The following is an 18,981-nucleotide window of genomic DNA, read 5'->3' as shown; positions in this document are numbered from 1 at the left end:
AAAGTCTTGACGTTACGGAAACCTCCGTAATGGATATGGACGTCAGGAGAACCGCCGCATGGCTACACCCACCACCAACAACCGATCCGTCGCACGCCGGGTGACCACCCTGGCCATTGCCCTGGTGGCTCTGGTGTTGATCGTCGTGGGCCTGGCCATCTCGGTGCTGACCGAACGCAGCACGCGCGCCCAGGTCGTGGGCAGTGTGGGCGACACCGCCCGCAGCGTCGCCCAGTCGCTGGACGCGGCCGACGCCACCAACCGCGAGCTGGTGCACCTCAATATGACGGGTTTCCAGCGTAACTTTGAAGCCACCATGCAGCTGGACGAGGGCACAGGCGAGTTGCGCAGCTTCGGCGGCCTGGTCAACGAAGACTACAGCCCGGTCGACAAGTTCACCAAGGAAACCGGAGGCATTGCCACCGTTTTTGCCCGCAAGGGCGATGATTTTGTACGCATCTCCACCTCGGTCAAAAATGCCCAGGGTCAGCGCGACATGGGTACCCCGTTGGAAGCCGGGCCCACCCTGGAAAAAATGCGCAAGGGTGAGCCGTACACCGGCCGCACCGTGGTGGAGGGCAAGCCCTACATGGGTTACTACCTGCCCAGCAAGGATGCAGCGGGCAAGGTGATCGCGGTGTTGTTCATCGGCAACGACATCAGCGTGTTCGAGGGCATGCTGGAGAAGCAGGTGGCGCAGACCAGGTTTTTTGAAAACGGCGGCGCCTACGTCATCGACCCGCGCAGCGGGCTGGACGAGGCCGTGTTTGTGGCCCACCCCACGGCACGCGGCAAGAAAGTGCTGCAGACCTACCCGCAGGCCCGGGCCTTTTTTGATGCCCTGTCGGCGTCGCCCGATGGCTTTGTGCGCACAGCGGCCAGCGTGCTCGACGGCTCGGACCGCGACCCTTGGGCGCTGATGCGCAAAACCCAGGCCGACGGCTGGTGGGTCGTGGCAGAAGTGCCCGACGGCGAAGCCATGGCCAGCCAGTCCCAGGTGGTGATGGCGGTGTGGGCCATGATGGCCGTCGCCGTGGCGCTGCTGGCTGCCGGCCTGTTTGTCATGCTGCGCCGTGGCGTCAGCCAGCCCTTGCGCCAGCTGACCAATGCGGTCACGCTGGTGGCCCAGGGCGACCTGACACAGGCCTTCCACACCACGCAGCGCGACGAAATCGGCGCACTGGTGCAGGAAGTCGATGGCATGCGCCTGCGCTACCTCGAGATGCTGCAGGAGGTGCGCACCGCGGTGGACAACATCAACACCGCCAGCGCCGAAATCGCCAGCGGCAACCAGGACCTCTCGGCCCGCACCGAACAGACCGCCAGCAGCCTGCAGACCACCGCCCAAAGCATGGAGCAGCTCACGGCCACGGTGCGCCAGTCGGCCGACGCAGCCCGCCAGGCCAATCAGCTGGCCGGTTCGGCGGCCGAAGTGGCGGCGCGTGGCGGCCAAGTGGTGGGCGAGGTGGTGACCACCATGGGCGAGATCAACCAAAGCTCACGCCGCATTTCCGACATCATCGGCGTGATCGACAGCATCGCGTTCCAGACCAACATTCTTGCGCTCAATGCAGCCGTCGAAGCCGCCCGAGCCGGCGAACAGGGCCGGGGCTTTGCGGTGGTGGCCAGCGAGGTGCGCAGCCTCGCCGGCCGCTCGGCCGAAGCCGCGCGCGAGATCAAGCAGCTCATTGGCGCCTCGGTCGAAAAAGTTGAGTCCGGCGCGCGCCTGGTGCAAAACGCCGGCACCACCATGGATGAGATCGTGGGCTCGGTGCAGCGTGTGGGCGACATCATTGGCGAGATCACGGCAGCAGCCTCTGAACAGTCCGACGGCATTGGCCAGGTGAACCAGGCCATCAACCAGCTCGACCAAATGACGCAGCAAAACGCCGCCTTGGTCGAAGAGTCTGCCGCTGCGGCCCAAAGCATGCGCGACCAGGCGCAGCGCCTCTCGGGAGCCGTGCAGGTCTTCAAGCTGGGCGATGGCGGCGCTAGCAGCATGCCTGCCCTGGGCACTGTGCGGCACACCGCCATTGCGGCGCCCCAGGACATGGAGACCGACGAGCGCTGACCTCCAGGGCGGGGTTCCACGGGCCCGTTGAGTGAGGGTTTTATGACACATGGCCCCCAAAGGCCCGGCAGTGCTGTGAAAATCGGGGCACCATGGAATTGGACGTCCCCACCCTCCTGATGATGCTCGTGCTGACGCCCGTGCTCATCGCACTGGCCATGGTCACCGTGGCCTGGGGGGAACGGCACGAAGGGCTGCAGTTCTGGGCGGCAGGCCTGGGGATCAATGCCCTGGCCTATGTTTTCTTTGGTTTGCGCAACGATATCAGTCCACCCATTTCCATCCTTTTGGGCAATGGACTGACCTCCCTCGCACTGAGTTACCTGCTCGCCGCCGTGCTGCGCTTCCAGCGCCGAGCACTGCACTGGCCGATGCTGTTGCTGCCGCCGCTGCTGCTCTCGTTCGCTTTGCTGGGTTTGCTCGACAACTTCCCACTGCGCGTCGTCGTGGCCAACCTGGTGCTCGCGGGGCAAACAGCGGCCATCTTGCAGGCCCTGTATGTCCGTCGCAGCAGCACGGCCGGGCGCGGTGTGGCACTGGTCATGGCGGGCACGGCACTGCAACTGCTGGTATTGCTGCTGCGCGCCGGGTCGGGCATCACCGGCGCACTGCTGCCACAGTCATTCTTGCAGCCCGGCCTACTGCAAAACCTGACCTTCCTCAGCACGTTTGCCGCATCGCTGATCACATCCCTGGGTTTCGTTTTCATGACCAAGGAACGCGCCGACGAAGCCAATCGCCGCCTCGCAGCACTGGACGAACTGACCGGCGTGGCCAATCGCCGCTCCATCATTGCGGCACTCGACCGGGATGTAGGCCGCGCCATCCGGACCCGTGAATCCATGGCGGTGATGATGGTGGACATCGATCACTTCAAAGCAGTCAATGACACCCACGGACACCTGGCCGGCGACCAGGTACTGCGCTGCGTGGTGGACGTGATCCAGCACCGCATTCGTGCCCAGGACATCGTTGGCCGTTATGGCGGCGAAGAATTTCTGGTCGTGCTGACCGACACCAGCGCCCAAGGCGCCCAGCAGCTGGCCGAACAACTGCGCGCCGCCGTAGAGGCCACGCACTGCACCTACACCGGTGCAAGCATTTCCGTCACCGTCAGCGTGGGGGTTTTCGGCGGACGCCTGGAGCCTGGCGACAGCTGGGATCAGCTCATCCATGCTGCCGACCTGGCACTCTACCGCGCCAAGCAAGGGGGCCGCAACCGGGTGGAACTGGCGCAGTCGCTTGGCCGGGTCACCCGCGAAGGCGTCACCAGCAGCTCGCCAGAGACCTATCCACCGCCGCTGGCTTAACCGCTGGCTTAAAACGCAAGCGGGCTGCCTGTGTTGGAATAATGATTCTCTGAAACCCCGAGGAGCCTTGTGATGAACGCCCGAATCCCTACCCACACCCTGCAACCGGCCCCCGCGCTGGAACGCATTGGCCACGTCTGGGACGAGCGCATCCTGCCGCAGCTCACGGACTACATCCGCATTCCGGCCAAATCGCCCCTGTTCGCCCCGGACTGGGAGCAGCACGGCCTGCTCGAGACCGTGGTGCGCAATGCCGCCGCCTGGGTGGAAGACCAGAAGGTGGCAGGCCTCACGCTGGAGGTGGTGCGCCTGCCGGGCCGCACGCCAGTGCTGTTCTTTGAAATCGCCGCCACGCAAGCTGCCTCGCCCCAGACGGTGCTGATGTATGGGCACCTGGACAAGCAACCCGAATTCTCCGGCTGGCGCGCCGACCTGGGCCCCTGGACGCCGAAGTATGAGGATGGCAAGCTCTACGGCCGCGGCGGCGCCGACGATGGCTATGCGGTGTACGCCAGCATTGCCGCGGTGCAGGAACTCCAGCGCCAGGGCGTGCCGCACCCGCGCATCGTCGGTTTGATCGAGACCAGCGAGGAAAGCGGCTCACGCGACCTGCTGCCCTACATCGACGCGCTCAAGGGGCGCCTGGGCGATGTGGCACTGGTGGTCTGCCTCGATTCGGGCGCTGGCAACTACGACCAGCTCTGGCTCACCACCAGCCTGCGCGGCATGGCCAGCGGCACGCTGAAGGTGGAAATATTGACCGAAGGCATCCACTCGGGCGACGCCTCGGGCCTGGTGCCTTCGTCGTTTCGCATCATGCGCCAGGTGCTCGACCGGCTCGAAGACAGCGCCACAGGCCGCCTGCTGCCCGCCAGCTTCCACTGCGAGGTGCCGCCCGAGCGGCTGGCGCAGGCCCGCGCCACCGCGGCCATCCTGGGCGAAGAGGTGTACCGGCGCTTTCCCTGGGCGCACTATGACTGCGGCGGCTCCACGGCGTTTGCGCTGCCCACCACGCAAGACCCGGTGCAGGCGCTGCTCAAGCGCACCTGGGAACCCACGCTCAGCGTGACCGGGGCCGACGGCTTTCCGGCCCTGCAGGACGCAGGCAACGTGCTGCGCCCCTACACCGCGTTCAAGCTGTCCCTGCGCCTGCCGCCGCTGGTGGATGCCGCTGGTTGCGTGCAGGAGATGAAGGCGCTGCTCGAAGACAACGCCCCCTACCAGGCCAAGGTGACCTGGGAGAGCGCCAGCGGTGCCAACGGCTGGAACGCACCCGAGACCGCGCCGTGGTTTGAGAGCGCGCTCAACGCCGCCAGCCAGGCACATTTCGGCGCGTCCTGCGGCTTCATTGGCCAAGGCGGTACGATCCCGCTGATGGGCATGCTCAGCCAGGGTTTTCCCAAAGCACAGATGATGGTGTGCGGCGTACTCGGCCCCAAAAGCAACGCCCACGGCCCCAACGAATTCCTGCACGTGCCCTACGCCAAGAAACTCACGGCCGCCGTGGCGCAGGTGATTGCGGCAATGCCCTGACGGGTGCCCGTGGCTCGGCTGAACACGCCGGGCCTGACATTCCGTTTCCAAATCATTCGTGTCTAGGCGCGAAGCCGCAGACAGTGCTGTAGCACGGCAAGGCGAAGCCACAACGACACGGGTGATTTAGAAATGGAATAACACCTATCATGCCAACAGTCTGCATTCACCTGCCCCATGAACCCTGCTGCGCATCCCATGTTCGATACCGCCGACTTCACCCTGACCGCCTACACCGCCAGCGACGGTGAGAACCTGGCGGTGTATGACTGGCCGTTGGCCGATGCCCGGCCCCAGCGCGGCACCGTGCTGCTGGTGCACGGCCTGGGTGAATATGCGGGGCGCTACCACGCAGTGGCGCACCACCTCAATGCCTGGGGTTTTGCAGTGCGCGCCTATGACCAGTACGGCCACGGCCAGTCGGGCGGGCCGCGCGGCGGACTGAACCACGACATGCGCCTGCTCGACGACCTGGCCGACATGGTGGACGCCACACGTGCCCGCGCACCCGAAGGCCTGCCGCTGGTGCTGTTGGGCCACAGCATGGGCGGCCTGGTGGCGGCACGTTTTGTCGCCATGCACCTGCGGCCGGTGGACGCACTGGTGCTGTCCTCCCCCGCGCTCGATCCGGGGTTGAACGCAGTGCAAAAAGTCCTGCTGGCCACGCTGCCGGGCGTAGCGCCCAACCTGCGCATCAGCAACGGGCTTGATGCCCAATACCTCTCGCATGATCCGACGGTGGTCACGGCTTACCAGGCCGACCCGCTGTGCCACGACCGCATCAGTGCACGCCTGGCCCGCTTCATCGCAGACGGCGGCCCCGCCACCGTGGCGCGTGCAGCGCACTGGGGCGTGCCCACGCTGCTCATGTGGGCGGGTGACGACCGTCTGGTGCAGCCCGCCGGCAGCGCGGCCTTTGCCGCCGCAGCACCGCGTGGCGTGGTGGAATCACGGTGTTTTGAATCGCTCTGGCACGAACTGTTCAACGAGCAGGATGCCGCGCCGGTCTTCGCAGCGCTGCGCCAGTGGCTGGACGCGCGCTTTCCACTGAAAACAATACAAAAATAAGGCTCTAGCGCTTTATAGACAAGCGCTAACAGCTATTATTTTTGCAGCAAACCACCCAGCACCCCCATCAGGTCTGCGGCATTGCCCACCCCCCCTGCCGGTGCCTGGCCGTGCGGGGTCAGCTGGTCGATCAGACCCGGCAGCACCTGCGAGAGCTGGGACGCGGCCTCGCCCGATCCCACGCCCATCCGGGCACCGAGTTGCGAAAACAGGTCGGGGCCCAGGGCGCGCGTGAGCTGGTCACCCGTCACGCTCTGGTTGGCGCCATTGCCCAGCCAAGAAGCCATCACCTCGCCCAGCCCCGCCTGCTGAAATTTGGTGATCAGCCCGCCCAGACCGCCGTGCGGGCCGTCGTTGGCCAGCATGCCCATGACGGCCGGCACCAACTGGGGATTCTGGGCAGCCATGGCCACCAAGCCACCCAAGGCGCCCAGACCACCTTCGTTGCGGCCGCCTTGCCCTTGCGCATTGATCACGGAACCCAAAACAGAATCAAGCAAGCCCATGGCTCTCTCCAGATAAAAAAATGCTTCGATAGCGCGACCCGGCGACACCGGGAACGCACACTTCAATGCCATCGACTGCTTGCGCCCAGCGAAGCTTTCGACAGAACTTGCCAGTATGCGCCTGGAAGCGCGCCAACGCAGCCGCTCAACTTGAGGCGCCCGCTGCCGTGCGGCGCTGGCGTGCGATAAGCCACAAGAGCGCGCCGCCCGTGAGCAGCAGCGGCGGCAGCGAAGCCAGGTTCAGCCAGGACCAGCCGCTGGTGGTGACCAGCGCCCCCGAAGCCAGCGAGGTCACCGCCATGGTGGCAAAGACGAAGAAGTTGATGGCACCCTGGGCACGGTCCTTTTCTTCGGGACGGTAGGCCGTGATCGCCAGCGTCGTGCTGCCGGTGAACAGAAAATTCCAGCCCACGCCCAGCAGGAACAGGGCGGCGGTGAAGTGCATGATGTCCTGGCCTGACAGCGCAATACCGACACACGCCAGGTTCAGGACCACACCAATGAGCATCACCTGCAGCGTACCCAGGCGTTTAATCAGATGGCCGGTGAAGAAACCGGGAGCGAACATGCCGATCACGTGCCACTCGAGCACCAGCGCGGCCGCATCGAAGCCAAAGCCGCACACCTGCATGGCCAGCGGCGTGGCGGCCATCAACAGGTTCATCACCCCATAGCCCAGCGCAGCGCCCAGCACTGCCACGGCAAAAGCGGGCTGGCGCAGCAACATCCCCAAAGAACGGCCGACGGGCGGTGCGGCAGCACTGGGCGCCGGTGGCGCCATGTCTTCAAAGCGCACTGCGGCCATACAGACCATGGACAGCAAGGCCACCAGCATGAGCGCGATGTAGGCGCCCGCAAACGGTATGGCAAACAACGTGCGCGTGCCACTTGCCAGATTGGGCCCCGCCACGGCACCGATGAGGCCGCCGGCCAGCACCAGCGACACCGCTTTTTCACGGAACGACGGTGCGGCCAGCTCGGCGGCAGCAAAACGGTAGAGTTGGCCGTTGGCGTTGTAGTAACCCGCAATCACCGTGGCCGCGCACAGCAGCCAGAAACTGGCGCTGAAGGCCGCCCAGGCGCACAACGCAGCCGACAGGAAGGCGATGGCCAGCCCCAGTTGAAAAGAGGCACGCCTGCCCCACCGGGCCTGGCTTGCCGCCACCAACGGTGTGGAGAGCGCGCCGCCGACCACGTAGCCCATCACGGGCAGCGTCGCCATCCAGCCAAAAGGCGCCAGTTGCAGCCCGACCAGGCCGTTGATGGCGATAAAGACCACGTTGTTGGTCAATAGAAGGCCCTGGCAGAGGGCAAGCAGCCACAGATTCTTGTTCATAGTGTGTGCACTTATTGTCCGCCACTTCCCTGGAAGCTGCCATCGCTGCCGCGCAGCGGAAACATGTCCGATGCAGGTCATCGGGCATTGCCGGTGATCTTGACAAATGTCAGGACATGGGTATTTGCCGCAGCGTATCGTTGCGCGCTGTGCGATGGCGCCTTTCTGTGCGCCCGCGTCCAAACCCCGACCGCATGCAAACTTTGACCCCCTCCCCCAGCGCACCCGCCCCTGAAGGGGCTGCCGCGCCCTTTGAACTGGTCTGCCCCGCAGGCAGCCTGCCTGCCCTCAAGGCCGCAGTGGACAACGGCGCCAGCTGCGTCTACCTGGGCCTGCGCGACGCCACCAATGCCCGCAACTTCGCCGGACTGAACTTTGACGAAGCCGCCATCGCCAGCGGCATTGCCTACGCCCACACCAAGGGCTGCAAGGTGTTCATGGCGCTCAACACCTACCCGCAGGCCGCCAACCCCGCGCCCTGGCGCGCGGCAGTGGACAAAGCCGTGGACCTGGGCGTGGACGCCGTCATCCTGGCCGACCCAGGGCTCATGCAGTACGCCGCGCTGCACCACCCCCAGCTGCGCCTGCACCTGTCGGTCCAGGGCTCGGCCACCAGTGCCGACGCCATCAACTTCTACCGCGAGCAGTTCGGCATCGTGCGCGCCGTGCTGCCGCGCGTGCTGTCGATGGAGCAGGTGCGGCGTGTGATCGACCGCACGCCGGTGGAGATCGAAGTTTTTGGTTTTGGCAGCCTGTGCGTGATGGTGGAGGGGCGCTGCGCCCTGTCGTCCTATGTGACGGGCGAGTCGCCCAACACGCACGGCGTGTGCTCGCCGCCCAAGTCGGTACGCTGGCAGGAAACGCCCAAGGGGCTGGAGTCGCGCCTGAACGGCGTGCTGATCGACCGCTACGCCTCCGGTGAAAACGCGGGCTACCCCACGCTGTGCAAAGGGCGCTTTGACGTGGCCGAAGACACCAACTACTACGCCATCGAAGAGCCGACCAGTCTGAACACGCTGGAGCTGTTGCCCGAACTGATGAAGATCGGCGTGCGCGCCGTGAAAATTGAAGGCCGCCAGCGCAGCCCCGCCTACGCCGCCCAGGTCACCAAAGTCTGGCGCGAAGCCATCGACAACTGTCTGGCCGACCCCTTGCGTTATGCCCCCAAGACCACCTGGATGGCCAGCCTGGACCAGGTTGCCGAGGGCCAGCAGCACACCCTGGGCGCCTACCACCGTCCCTGGAAGTAAGAACAATGTCCGGTTTGAAACTCTCCCTCGGTGCGCTGCAGTACTACTGGCCGCGCCAGACCATTTTTGATTTCTATGAGGCCATCGCCGCCTCGCCGGTGGACATCGTCTACCTGGGCGAAACCGTGTGCTCGCGCCGCCATGAGCTGCGCTTTTCCGACTGGATCGACATTGCCGACCTGATGCGCGACGCGGGCAAGGAGGCCGTGCTTTCCACGCAGGTGCTGCTCGAATCGGGTGTCGAAGTGAGTGCCATGCACAAGGTCACCGGCAACCTCGATTACCTCATCGAAGCCAACGACATGGGCGCCGTACAGCGCCTGGCCGATCAGCGCCCTTTTGTCGGCGGCCTGCACCTGAACATCTACAACCAGCCCTCGCTCTCCTGGCTGGCCTCGCTGGGCGCCACGCGCTGGGTGGCGCCGCTGGAGATGAAGCACCAGGACCTTTCCGCCCTGATCGAGGAAGGCCCGAAGGCTCTGCAGACCGAAGTGTTCGCCTATGGCCGCATGCCGCTCGCCTTCTCGGCACGGTGCTTCACCGCGCGCCAGCGCAACCTGCCCAAGGACGACTGCCAGTTCGCCTGCATGGACCATCCCGACGGCCTGATGCTCAAGACGCGCGAGAGCGAGGACTTTCTGGTACTCAACGGCATCCAGACGCAATCGGCCCGCGTGCACAACCTGATCGACGAACTGCCGCGCATGCAACGCATGGGCGTCGCCGTGGCGCGCATCAGCCCGCAGGCGCAGCACACGGGTGCCATCGTCGCCCTGTTTGATGCCGTGCGCCGGGGCACCCTGGCGCCGCACGAAGCGCGCACGCAACTACAGCCCCTGGTGCCTGACCAGAGCTGCAACGGCTATTGGCACGGCCTGCCCGGGCTGGATCTGGTGGATGCCGAGGCAATGGTTGCAACCTGAAGTCCCTTCTGACACCATTGAAAATACAAGCGAAAACCACCTCTAACGCATACTGGTAAAGCGCAAGCAGCTATCAAATGTGATGCAATACATCCACAGCAAAGGAACGCCATGAACGCCCCCACCCCCTTCACCCTGCCCGCACCGCTGGCGGCGCTTACCGGGCGGCTGCCGGCGTATCCGGGCTCGCTCCTGCTGGTTACCGCGCTCAACCTGGGGGTGGCGCGCCAGTTGCCGCGTGATGTGGGCGAGATGCTGCTGAACAAACGCCTGCGCATCCAGGTGCGCGATGCACACGTCACTTTTGACTTCACCTGGACAGGCGGCGCCTTTGCTCCCCGCGCCCGCCAGATGGAAACCGACCTGTGTATCAGTGCCAGCGCACACGATTTTTTGCTGCTCGCACAGCGCCAGCAAGACCCCGACACGCTGTTCTTCAACCGCCGCCTGGTCATGGAAGGCGACACCGAGCTGGGCTTGGTGGTGAAGAACACGCTCGACGCACTGGAGCTGCCCGTGCTCGACCTGCAGCAGTGGGCGCCGCGCCAGGTGCTCTCGCGCCTGGCGAAGCTGCGCCCCGGCACGCGCGCCGCCGACCCACTCTATCCCGGCGCCCAGCCATGAGCAGCGCCGCCGATCCCCGTCCCCTGGTGTATTCCTGCTCGGGCTGCTCCAGCGCCGCGCAGCTGGCCAACCATGTCGCGCTGCGCCTGGACCGTGCCGGTGTGGCCGAGATGTCGTGCATTGCCGGTGTCGGCGGCGACGTGGCCAGCCTGGTGCGCACCGCGCGCTCGGGCCGCCCCATCATTGCGCTGGACGGTTGCCCGCTCAACTGCGTGCAAGGCTGCCTCTCGCGCCACGGCATCACCGCCGACCGGCATTACCAGCTGCAGCAATACGGCGTCAAAAAACGCCGCCACGAAGACTTTGACCCCGCACAGGCGAACACCGTGCTGGAGCAAGTGCAGGCCGACCTGTTGGCGCATCCGCTCGGCGGCCCTGCGGACTCCACCACGGCGGACGCACCCGCCTTGCGGGTCGCATGAGCGCGGCCCAGGCCAGCGCAGCGGCCAGTCCCCAGCGCATCATCGTCGGCATCTCGGGCGCCAGCGGCGCCATCTATGGTGTGCGCCTGCTGCAGGTGCTGCGCGAATGCCCAGGCGCCGAGTCGCACCTGGTCGTGTCGGACGCCGGCTGGCGCACGCTGCGCCACGAGCTGGGCATGGAACGCCCCGCTGTCGAGGCGCTGGCACACCAGGCACACGACGCGCGCAATGTCGGTGCCAGCATTGCCAGCGGCTCGTTTCAATGCGCGGGCATGGTGGTGGCGCCGTGCTCCATGCGCACGCTCGCTTCCGTAGCGCACAGCCTGTCAGACAACCTGCTCACCCGCGCCGCCGACGTGGCGCTCAAAGAGCGCCGCCGCCTGGTGCTGATGGCGCGCGAAACCCCGCTGCACCTGGGCCACTTGCGCAACATGGTCAGCGTGACCGAGATGGGCGCCATCGTCTGCCCTCCCGTGCCCGCCTTCTACCTGCACCCACAAAGCATTGCCGACATCGTGGATGCCAGCGTGGCGCGCGTGCTGGATTTGCTGGGCGTTGCGCACGCGCTCAACAAACGCTGGGAAGGACTGGCGCTCCCCACGAACTGACCCGCCGCAGTCCCTTCACAGGGGCGGTGCCGGCTCCCGCTCCAGGCCCGCACCATCGCCCTCTGCCGGGGGCCCCGAAGGTCCATTGACAGTACCGCCTGCGACCCAGCACCATGGCCCAGCACCGAGCAGCAGCGTGGGCAGGCGCCTTCACAGTAGGCCCATTGCGGTATCGGCATACAAACGTTCAGCCACGATGCTCCCTCACAATCGCCGCAGGGCCTTTCGCACCCCACGCAGCAACCCGGCCGCACTGGGCAAGAGCAATCCATGGTGACAACGGGGCTCCAGCGCCCGCTTCGGCAGCTTCCCATGAGGTGAATCAAAAAGAATAGCTGGCCGCGCAATCCACACCGACGCAAAAGCCTGATTTCATCTGAGAATCACCCCATGCCAACGCACGACCTCCGCAGCTTCCTCTCCCAGCTCGAACAGACCGGCGAGCTGCGCCGCATTGCCGAGCCTGTCTCACCGCACCTGGAGATGACCGCGCTGTGCGATCGCGTGCTGCGCGCGGGTGGCCCGGCGCTGCTGTTTGAAAACCCCACGGGCCACAGCATGCCGGTGCTGGCCAACCTGTTCGGCACGCCCGAGCGCGTGGCGCGCGCCATGGGAGTGGACAGCATCGCCGGGCTGCGCCCGTTTGGCGAGCTGCTGGCGTCGCTCAAGGAACCCGAGGCGCCCAAGGGCTTCAAGGAAATGGTGGGCATGGGCAGCCTGCTCAAAACGCTGTGGAACATGGCACCCAAGGAACGCAGCAGCCCACCGTGCCAGGAGCTGGTGTGGGAAGGCCAGGACGTGGACCTTGCGCGCCTGCCCATCCAGCACTGCTGGCCGGGCGACGTGGCGCCGCTGGTTACCTGGGGCCTGGTCATCACGCGCGGGCCGCACAAGGCGCGGCAGAACCTGGGAATTTACCGCCAGCAGGTCCTGGGCCGCAACCAGCTCATCATGCGCTGGCTGGCGCACCGCGGCGGCGCGCTCGATTTTGCCGAACATTGCCGCCTCCATCCCGGCGAGCCCTACCCGGTGGCCGTCGCCATTGGCGCCGACCCGGCAACCATCCTGGGCGCTGTGACCCCCGTGCCCGACAGCCTGTCCGAATACCAGTTCGCCGGCCTGCTGCGCGGTGCGCGCACCGAGGTGGCGCCCGCGCTGGGCGTGCCACTGTCGGTACCAGCACATGCCGAGATCGTGCTCGAAGGCCACATTGACCCCGATGCCGCGCATGCCAGCGGCTGGCAGCACGCGCTCGAAGGACCTTACGGCGACCATACCGGCTACTACAACGAGCGCGCAGAGTTCCCGGTGTTCACGGTGGACCGCATCACATTGCGCCGCGACGCGCTCTACCACTCGACCTACACCGGCAAGCCGCCCGACGAACCGGCGGTGCTGGGCGTCGCGCTCAACGAGCTGTTCATCCCCCTCTTGCAGCGCCAGTTCCCGGAAATCATCGACTTCTATTTGCCGCCCGAAGGCTGTAGCTACCGCATGGCATTGGTGCGCATCAGGAAGGCCTACCCCGGCCACGCGCGCCGCGTGATGATGGGCGTGTGGAGCCACCTGCGCCAGTTCATGTACACCAAGTTCATCGTGGTGGTGGACGAGGACGTGGACGTGCGCGATTGGAAGGAAGTCATCTGGGCCATGACCACGCGCATGGACCCGGCGCGCGACACCATGATGGTGGAGCACACGCCCATCGACTACCTCGACTTCGCCTCGCCCGTGAGTGGCCTGGGCAGCAAGATGGGCCTTGACGCCACGAACAAGTGGCCCGGCGAGACACAGCGCGAATGGGGCCGCACCATCGCCATGGACGCCGATGTGGCAGCGCGCATGGACGCGCTGTACACCTCGCTGGGCTTGTAATCCGCTACTGCGGCGGCACGGCCGGGGCCGCCATCACGAAAGCATCAGAGAAGCAGGCGTCCTCACCCAGACCCTGGGCAATGAAAGCCGGCACAGCGGTCTCCACCATCTTCACGGAGCCACACAGGTAGACCTCGTTGCCGCTGAGGTCAGGAAAGTCGGCCAGCATGGCCTCGTGCACCAGGCCTGTGCGGCCCGTCCAGCCGTCGCCCTCGGCAGGCTCTGAAATGACCGGCACCACGGTAAAGTTGGAGTGATCGCGCGCCCACTGCTCGCACAGCTCCAAAAGGTACAGATCCTTGCGCTGGCGCACGCCCCAATACAGGCGCATGGGGCGCTGCACGCCACGCTCGAAGGCATCCTCGACGATGCTCTTGATGGGGGCAAAACCCGTGGCGCCAGCCACGAACAGGATGGGGTGCGGGCTCTCGCGCAGCGTGAAACTGCCCCGCGGGCCTTCGAAGCGCAGCGTGTCGCCCACGCGCATGCCCTCGAACACATGGGTGGTGAAGCGCCCACCGGGCACCAGACGGATGTGCAGCTCGATCTGGCTGCTGGCGCGGGGCCGGTTGGCAAACGAAAAGGCGCGGCGCTGTCCGTCTTCGAGCAGGATGTCGATGTACTGGCCCGCAACAAAATCCAACGCCTTGCCCTCGGGCAATTGCAGCAGCACACGCATGACATCGTCGGCGAGGCGCTCCAGGTGAGCAACGGTGGCGGTGTGCACCTCGGCCGCCTTGGCTGCGGCACCGGTGAAGCCCTCAACGTCAATCACAACATCGCCACGCGGCACGGCGCAGCACATCAGTGCCTTGCCCTGGCCCTTTTGCGCATCCGACAGTGCGCTGCGCTGGTAGGGGCGGTGCTCAATATCGCCATGCTCCACGCTGCACAGGCACAGGCCGCAACCGCCGTTGCGGCATTCATAGGGCAAAGCCAGTCCTTCGCGCAGTCCGGCATCGAGTATGGTTTCCCCCTCGCGCACACTGAATTCGGTGCTGGCGCCGTCCACACCGTGCACTACCACCTGGTGGCGGGTCTGCTCTCCCCGGCGAAAGCGCGGCGGCCACCAGGGCAGCAGCGCCAGCAGCAGCGACCCGCCCACCACCAAAGCCCAGACGCGGCCCAAGGGCCATTCCGTCAGCAAGGGGAAGATGGCCAGGTAAAACCAGTCAAGTTCGACACTCGTCACGGCCCGGGCCAGGTTGCTGATGCCCCCCTGGCTGTGCACGGGCCACACCAGCGACAACACGAGCATGGTCAACAGCAAGCCAATGACGATGGGGCGCGGCGGCGTGGTGCGCGCCTTGGGCACACGCTGCACGTGGATCCACATCACCATCAACACCACCAAGGGCAGACCCAGGTGCATGAACGACAGCAGGGTGAAAAACCGATCGCCCACGGCCGAGGAATAAATGAAGTTGCGCATCAACGTGCCGCCAAAGCTGGGCAGCCAGTCGAGCCACTCGAAGCTGGTGACGGTGACGTATTGCGCCAACTGGTCCCAAGGCAGCATGTAGCCGTTGATCCCCGTGGCGTAGACCATCCAGACCAGCATCACCCCGGTGATCCACGAGAACCAGCGAAAGCCGTGGTACAGGTTGAAAGCGAAGTAACGCAGCATGTGCAGCACCATGGTCAACACCATGGCGTCGGATGCATAGCGGTGCACGCTGCGCATGATGCCGCCGGCGAACCACTGGTTTTCGGTCAGGGCCACCACCGAGGGGTACGCTACGGACAGCCCGGTTTCAAAAAAAATGTACAGGTACAAGCCACTGGCCCCCACCACCCAGAACAGGAAGAAGGTAATGGACCCCAGGTGGTAGAAGGGATTGATGCGGTCGCCAAAGGCGGCGTTGAACAAACCCTCGACGCGCAGAAAAACCCACTGCAACAGGGCCTGGAATCGTTTGATCATCGTGTCATCCCTTTGGAGCCCGCGGCAGCGGACGTATGTCGCATGGCCTGGGCCACCACCACCACGAACAGCAGTCCGCCGATGATGGCAATCAATCCTCCCAGACCCATCAGGCCCATGCCCGCCACTTCGGCTGTGCTGCGCAGCACCTGCTCTGCGCCCGCCACTTTGCGCTGAACGCCATAGCCACCGGACCAGACGAGCCCGATGATGTGCATGAGCTGGCCCGCTCCATACAACCAGGGCTGGTAAGTGGCCAGGCGGCCCTGGGGCGCCTGGTAGCCCAGGGCGGGCAAGGTCTTGTAGACCACACCCATCAGCGCCAGCGTAACGCCCACGATGCAGCCGTGGTAGTGCGCAGGGATGCGCACATTGCTGCCCTGGATAAAGATACCAATCACCCCACCGGCTGCAAACAGCAGCACCGATGCCAGCAGCGCCGCACGCAGCGGGTGCATGGTGTCGTTTGCCAGCCGCGTCGTGGCGATGGCATAGACCACGGCCATGCCCACAGGCACGATGGCGGGCCCGCCCCCTGCGCGCATGGCCCAGGTGAGCAGGTTGCGGTGCTCTACCGAGGTGATGTCATGTGCCAGGTAGGCATAGGGTGTGATGAAAACGCCCACCAAGGCCAGAGCGAACATCAGCACCACCACGCGCGGGCTCAGCGGGACACGCGCGCCACAGGCGCTGGCCAGCCAGAGCCAGCCCACCAGCATGAGCAAGGTCCAGGTGAACTGCAAGGCATGGCCACCACCCCAGAACAGGATCTCGTAATAGGCCTTGCCATGCAGCGCGGTGGGCAGCACAGCATACGACCAGCCAAAGGCCAGCAGGCCCACCGCAGTGGCAATGGCGGCGCTGCTCAGGCCAAAATCCAGCGCGCCACGGCCGTCATATTCAAGACCCAGCCGGGGGGCAGACAGCAAGCTGCGCAACACCAAAAGGGCCGTGCCTGCACCAAACACCACCAGCCCCCCCAGAAACAGCGGCGACTCCAGCACAGGAATGTAGTTCGCCATGATGGGTTCGCCCCGGTTCAGGAAAGGCGCCAGCGTCATGGCCAGCGTGCCGGCCGCAGCCACTCCCAACGCAAGCCAGCCCCAGCGCACACCACGCTGCGTACCGTGGATGCTCCAGAGCATGCCCCCCTGCGCCACAAACCACACCAGCACCGACAGGTCGACGTGCAGCACCAGCGAAACCTGGAAGAAGTTGGCCGCCGGCAACCATTGGTTGACATAGGGCGTGCGCGAGAGCACCAGCAAAATGGAAAACAGGCCCGAGCCCACCAGGGCCAGCAGACCCAGCCAGAGCCAGCCACGCGCCAGCGCACGCCGCGCATCCTGTGGCACCGTCAGTTCATAGTCCAGCCCCGGCATGGCGGCGGGCAGCGGGCGCCCTACGGCGGCATGCACACCCAGTACGTGAGAAGGCAGCGTACTCATAGCAGAACAATCTCCCCTTTGTCCGGATTGAAATCGATCACCATGACCTGCGCCGGTTGCAGCGTGACGATGGAGTCACGCACATAGGGGAAGTCGGTCAACTTCATGTTGTCCTTCATACGCACGGTGATGCGGTGCTCGCCCGCGGGGACATTGAGCCGCTGGTACACCGTCGAAGCCCCGTCGCGGGAAAAGCCCGAAGGCGTGGCCGTATGCGCATAGACCGAAACGCCATCAATTTCAACTTCGATGCGCACCGGCGAGCGCTCGCGCTCGCACTTCATGGGGGCGCGCATGTTCGGCGCCAGCTTGGCCAGTTCCTCGGCAGTGTAGGGACGGCATTCGGCAAGGCGCGCGCCGTGGTGAATGAAGCTGACCTTGATCTGAGCCTCATTCTGTGCAAGGGGGTGGTAGCTAGGCCAGCGCGAGAAGACGCCAACCACCAGGGCAAAACCGCCATAAAGCAGGGCTTGTCCCGTCCAGTTGAGGACTCGATTCATGGGGTTTTCTCCAAAGAGGGGGTGGATGCGCCGTGCGTGCAATGCACGCGCATTTCATTCAGTGCGGTGACAAGCTGGTTTTCATCGCCCGGGTCGGTCCAGACAAAACGCCAGCGGTCTACAGAAACCGAGGCGCGCAGATGCGGTTCACGTTCGCCAGTCAGGCGCTGCTGCGTCCAGCGCTGGCCCAGGCGAAATTCACACCCCCCCTCGCGGCAGCCGTTGACAAGCACACCGTCGGCGCCACCACGCAAGGCATATTCAATGAAAGAGGGGGGCAACATACCCGCGCAGACCATGCCCAGGTGCAGCACATCGGGGGCATCCAGACGGCTGCGCACGCCCTGGTCGCAGCCAAAAACAACCAGCTTGCGCGGCCCCGGCATGGCAGCGAGGCCCTGCAAGAGGCGCTCACGCAAGGCATCGATGGGCCACTGCGGCATGTCGATGCCAGTCAGCAGCACCTCGGTGCTGCGAAACGGCGTAGAGGATGGGCACGACCCCACACAAATGCCGCAGCTGGCACACAGGTCGGCGCGTACCTCGGCCAATTGCATGCCCCGTCGCCCATTGGGGTGAGGCACCATGGTGATGGCCGAATAGGGACAGTCCTCAAAGCAGCGGCTGCAGCCACTGCAATGGTCGGGATTCACCACGGCCACGGGTTCACGGCGCACCGGCGTGAAGGGCAGTAAAAGCAACCCGGCAAAGACCATGGCCAGCAGTGCCCACACCGCTTGCGCCGAAGTGGCTTCCATCAGCGGGTGAATAAACAGCAAAAACCAGTCCAACGACAGCGACACAGGCACCGACATGAGGTCGGCCGACCCCTGGCTGCGCACCGGCAGCGCCAGGGCAAGCAGCAGCAGCATGACCAGCGTGCCCCACGCCAGTGCGCGCGGCGGAAACACCCGGGCCAGGCTGATGCGCTGGATATGAAACCACAAGGCAAACACCATCAACAGCGGCACGCCCAGGTGCACGAAGACAAACAACGTGAACAACCGTGCGTTCAGGCTGACCCCGCCCAGAAAGTTGCGCGCCAGGGGCGATGCCAGGAACGGCAAGGTATCGAGCCATTCCGCCGTGGACACGGCAGAGAACTGGCCCAGCCGATCCCAGTTCAGCCAAAAGCCGCCAATCGCACTGACAAAGGCCAGCGCCACCAGTGGCACACCGGTCAGCCAGGGCACCCGGCGAAAGCCTTTGAAACGGCCCAGCATCCATTCCCGCAGGAGATGGGCAAACATGACGATCACGAACCCATCGGCCGCGTAGCGGTGCACGCCGCGCAGCATGACGCCCAGCATCCAGGGCACCTGGGCCAAGTCATTGATCGAGCGGTAAGCGCCCTCCACCGAGGTATCGAGCACGGCGTAAAGCACCACACCCGTGGCAACCAGCAGCCAGAAAAACAGAAAACCCAGGGCGCCCAAGTGCTTGAGCGGGTTCAGGGCGGCCCCAAACGGTATATCAAAGGCATGCTCCACAAGCCGATAAATAGCCGCACTGCGGGTAACCGGCGAGAGCGTCAGCGAAACAGGGGACCCTTCGGGAGCGAAGGCTGAACCAGGCAAAGACAT

16 protein-coding genes are annotated in these 18,981 nt (G+C 65.2%); 10 read left to right on the top strand and 6 right to left on the bottom strand.

The window, feature by feature from the left end:
- Positions 1-58 precede the first annotated feature (58 nt).
- The 4 genes from C8D04_RS15550 to C8D04_RS15535 all read left to right on the top strand — a co-directional run bounded on the left by C8D04_RS15550 (position 59) and on the right by C8D04_RS15535 (position 5,982).
- On the top strand, positions 59-2,071 hold the full coding sequence (locus tag C8D04_RS15550) for a methyl-accepting chemotaxis protein (RefSeq protein WP_116005671.1): 2,013 nt from the start codon (positions 59-61) through the stop codon (positions 2,069-2,071).
- A gap of 92 nt (positions 2,072-2,163) precedes the next feature.
- Positions 2,164-3,381 (top strand): GGDEF domain-containing protein, encoded by a 1,218-nt coding sequence (locus C8D04_RS15545; protein WP_116005670.1) that lies wholly within the window; start codon positions 2,164-2,166, stop codon positions 3,379-3,381.
- Positions 3,382-3,453: 72 nt separating this feature from the next.
- Positions 3,454-4,914: a M20 family metallopeptidase gene (locus C8D04_RS15540; RefSeq protein WP_116005669.1), complete on the top strand. Its 1,461-nt coding sequence runs from the start codon at positions 3,454-3,456 to the stop codon at positions 4,912-4,914.
- 198 nt (positions 4,915-5,112) lie between these two features.
- The gene (locus tag C8D04_RS15535; protein WP_116006228.1) at positions 5,113-5,982 is read left to right on the top strand and encodes an alpha/beta hydrolase; all 870 of its coding nucleotides are present in this window, start codon (positions 5,113-5,115) and stop codon (positions 5,980-5,982) included.
- A 35-nt stretch (positions 5,983-6,017) separates the two neighbouring features.
- Here C8D04_RS15535 and C8D04_RS15530 read toward each other — a convergent pair whose 3' ends face one another.
- On the bottom strand, positions 6,018-6,488 hold the full coding sequence (locus C8D04_RS15530) for a YidB family protein (RefSeq protein WP_116005668.1): 471 nt from the start codon (positions 6,486-6,488) through the stop codon (positions 6,018-6,020).
- A 145-nt stretch (positions 6,489-6,633) separates the two neighbouring features.
- Positions 6,634-7,824 carry an MFS transporter gene (locus tag C8D04_RS15525; protein WP_116005667.1) on the bottom strand — a complete coding sequence of 397 codons (1,191 nt, stop codon included), beginning with the start codon at positions 7,822-7,824 and terminating at the stop codon, positions 6,634-6,636.
- Between the two features lie 194 nt (positions 7,825-8,018).
- Between C8D04_RS15525 and C8D04_RS15520 the strand changes: the two genes are divergently transcribed.
- The 6 genes from C8D04_RS15520 to ubiD all read left to right on the top strand — a co-directional run bounded on the left by C8D04_RS15520 (position 8,019) and on the right by ubiD (position 13,526).
- Positions 8,019-9,074 carry a peptidase U32 family protein gene (locus C8D04_RS15520; RefSeq protein ID WP_116005666.1) on the top strand — a complete coding sequence of 352 codons (1,056 nt, stop codon included), beginning with the start codon at positions 8,019-8,021 and terminating at the stop codon, positions 9,072-9,074.
- A gap of 14 nt (positions 9,075-9,088) precedes the next feature.
- Positions 9,089-9,997 carry a U32 family peptidase gene (locus C8D04_RS15515; protein WP_116006227.1) on the top strand — a complete coding sequence of 303 codons (909 nt, stop codon included), beginning with the start codon at positions 9,089-9,091 and terminating at the stop codon, positions 9,995-9,997.
- Positions 9,998-10,108: 111 nt separating this feature from the next.
- Positions 10,109-10,621 (top strand): SCP2 sterol-binding domain-containing protein, encoded by a 513-nt coding sequence (locus C8D04_RS15510; RefSeq protein WP_116005665.1) that lies wholly within the window; start codon positions 10,109-10,111, stop codon positions 10,619-10,621.
- Positions 10,618-11,043: a putative zinc-binding protein gene (locus C8D04_RS15505; RefSeq protein WP_116005664.1), complete on the top strand. Its 426-nt coding sequence runs from the start codon at positions 10,618-10,620 to the stop codon at positions 11,041-11,043. The genes C8D04_RS15510 and C8D04_RS15505 overlap by 4 nt, the downstream gene beginning before the upstream one ends.
- Positions 11,040-11,651, top strand: a complete 612-nt coding sequence (locus tag C8D04_RS15500; RefSeq protein ID WP_116005663.1) for a UbiX family flavin prenyltransferase — start codon at positions 11,040-11,042, stop codon at positions 11,649-11,651. The genes C8D04_RS15505 and C8D04_RS15500 overlap by 4 nt, the downstream gene beginning before the upstream one ends.
- 390 nt (positions 11,652-12,041) lie before the next feature.
- Positions 12,042-13,526, top strand: coding sequence for a 4-hydroxy-3-polyprenylbenzoate decarboxylase (gene ubiD / locus C8D04_RS15495; RefSeq protein WP_116005662.1), 1,485 nt, complete (start codon positions 12,042-12,044; stop codon positions 13,524-13,526).
- A gap of 4 nt (positions 13,527-13,530) precedes the next feature.
- On the opposite strand, the gene C8D04_RS15490 is transcribed toward ubiD, so the two are convergent.
- The 4 genes from C8D04_RS15490 to C8D04_RS15475 are packed head-to-tail and all read right to left on the bottom strand — an operon-like array spanning position 13,531 to position 18,981.
- Positions 13,531-15,450: a 2Fe-2S iron-sulfur cluster-binding protein gene (locus C8D04_RS15490; protein WP_116005661.1), complete on the bottom strand. Its 1,920-nt coding sequence runs from the start codon at positions 15,448-15,450 to the stop codon at positions 13,531-13,533.
- Positions 15,447-16,898: a cbb3-type cytochrome c oxidase subunit I gene (locus C8D04_RS15485; RefSeq protein WP_116005660.1), complete on the bottom strand. Its 1,452-nt coding sequence runs from the start codon at positions 16,896-16,898 to the stop codon at positions 15,447-15,449. The genes C8D04_RS15490 and C8D04_RS15485 overlap by 4 nt, the downstream gene beginning before the upstream one ends.
- Positions 16,895-17,398 (bottom strand): hypothetical protein, encoded by a 504-nt coding sequence (locus tag C8D04_RS15480; RefSeq protein ID WP_116005659.1) that lies wholly within the window; start codon positions 17,396-17,398, stop codon positions 16,895-16,897. Before C8D04_RS15480 ends, C8D04_RS15485 begins: the two co-directional genes overlap by 4 nt.
- Positions 17,395-18,981 (bottom strand): hydrogenase iron-sulfur subunit, encoded by a 1,587-nt coding sequence (locus C8D04_RS15475; RefSeq protein ID WP_116005658.1) that lies wholly within the window; start codon positions 18,979-18,981, stop codon positions 17,395-17,397. Before C8D04_RS15475 ends, C8D04_RS15480 begins: the two co-directional genes overlap by 4 nt.

This window comes from Simplicispira sp. 125 (assembly GCF_003096555.1).
In the GTDB taxonomy this organism is placed as follows: domain Bacteria; phylum Pseudomonadota; class Gammaproteobacteria; order Burkholderiales; family Burkholderiaceae_C; genus Simplicispira.
Note: the sequence above shows the minus strand (reverse complement) of the source record. Positions and strands in the feature narration are given on the sequence as shown.

What these genes read in the sequence shown, in the direction of transcription:
- C8D04_RS15550 (WP_116005671.1), top strand. Translation starts at nt 59, where the DNA reads ATGGCTACACCCACCACCAACAACCGATCCGTCGCACGCCGGGTGACC.
- C8D04_RS15545 (WP_116005670.1), top strand. Translation starts at nt 2,164, where the DNA reads ATGGAATTGGACGTCCCCACCCTCCTGATGATGCTCGTGCTGACGCCC.
- C8D04_RS15540 (WP_116005669.1), top strand. Translation starts at nt 3,454, where the DNA reads ATGAACGCCCGAATCCCTACCCACACCCTGCAACCGGCCCCCGCGCTG.
- C8D04_RS15535 (WP_116006228.1), top strand. Translation starts at nt 5,113, where the DNA reads ATGTTCGATACCGCCGACTTCACCCTGACCGCCTACACCGCCAGCGAC.
- C8D04_RS15530 (WP_116005668.1), bottom strand. Translation starts at nt 6,488, where the DNA reads ATGGGCTTGCTTGATTCTGTTTTGGGTTCCGTGATCAATGCGCAAGGG.
- C8D04_RS15525 (WP_116005667.1), bottom strand. Translation starts at nt 7,824, where the DNA reads ATGAACAAGAATCTGTGGCTGCTTGCCCTCTGCCAGGGCCTTCTATTG.
- C8D04_RS15520 (WP_116005666.1), top strand. Translation starts at nt 8,019, where the DNA reads ATGCAAACTTTGACCCCCTCCCCCAGCGCACCCGCCCCTGAAGGGGCT.
- C8D04_RS15510 (WP_116005665.1), top strand. Translation starts at nt 10,109, where the DNA reads ATGAACGCCCCCACCCCCTTCACCCTGCCCGCACCGCTGGCGGCGCTT.
- C8D04_RS15505 (WP_116005664.1), top strand. Translation starts at nt 10,618, where the DNA reads ATGAGCAGCGCCGCCGATCCCCGTCCCCTGGTGTATTCCTGCTCGGGC.
- C8D04_RS15500 (WP_116005663.1), top strand. Translation starts at nt 11,040, where the DNA reads ATGAGCGCGGCCCAGGCCAGCGCAGCGGCCAGTCCCCAGCGCATCATC.
- ubiD (WP_116005662.1), top strand. Translation starts at nt 12,042, where the DNA reads ATGCCAACGCACGACCTCCGCAGCTTCCTCTCCCAGCTCGAACAGACC.
- C8D04_RS15490 (WP_116005661.1), bottom strand. Translation starts at nt 15,450, where the DNA reads ATGATCAAACGATTCCAGGCCCTGTTGCAGTGGGTTTTTCTGCGCGTC.
- C8D04_RS15485 (WP_116005660.1), bottom strand. Translation starts at nt 16,898, where the DNA reads ATGAGTACGCTGCCTTCTCACGTACTGGGTGTGCATGCCGCCGTAGGG.
- C8D04_RS15480 (WP_116005659.1), bottom strand. Translation starts at nt 17,398, where the DNA reads ATGAATCGAGTCCTCAACTGGACGGGACAAGCCCTGCTTTATGGCGGT.
- C8D04_RS15475 (WP_116005658.1), bottom strand. Translation starts at nt 18,981, where the DNA reads ATGTCTTTGCCTGGTTCAGCCTTCGCTCCCGAAGGGTCCCCTGTTTCG.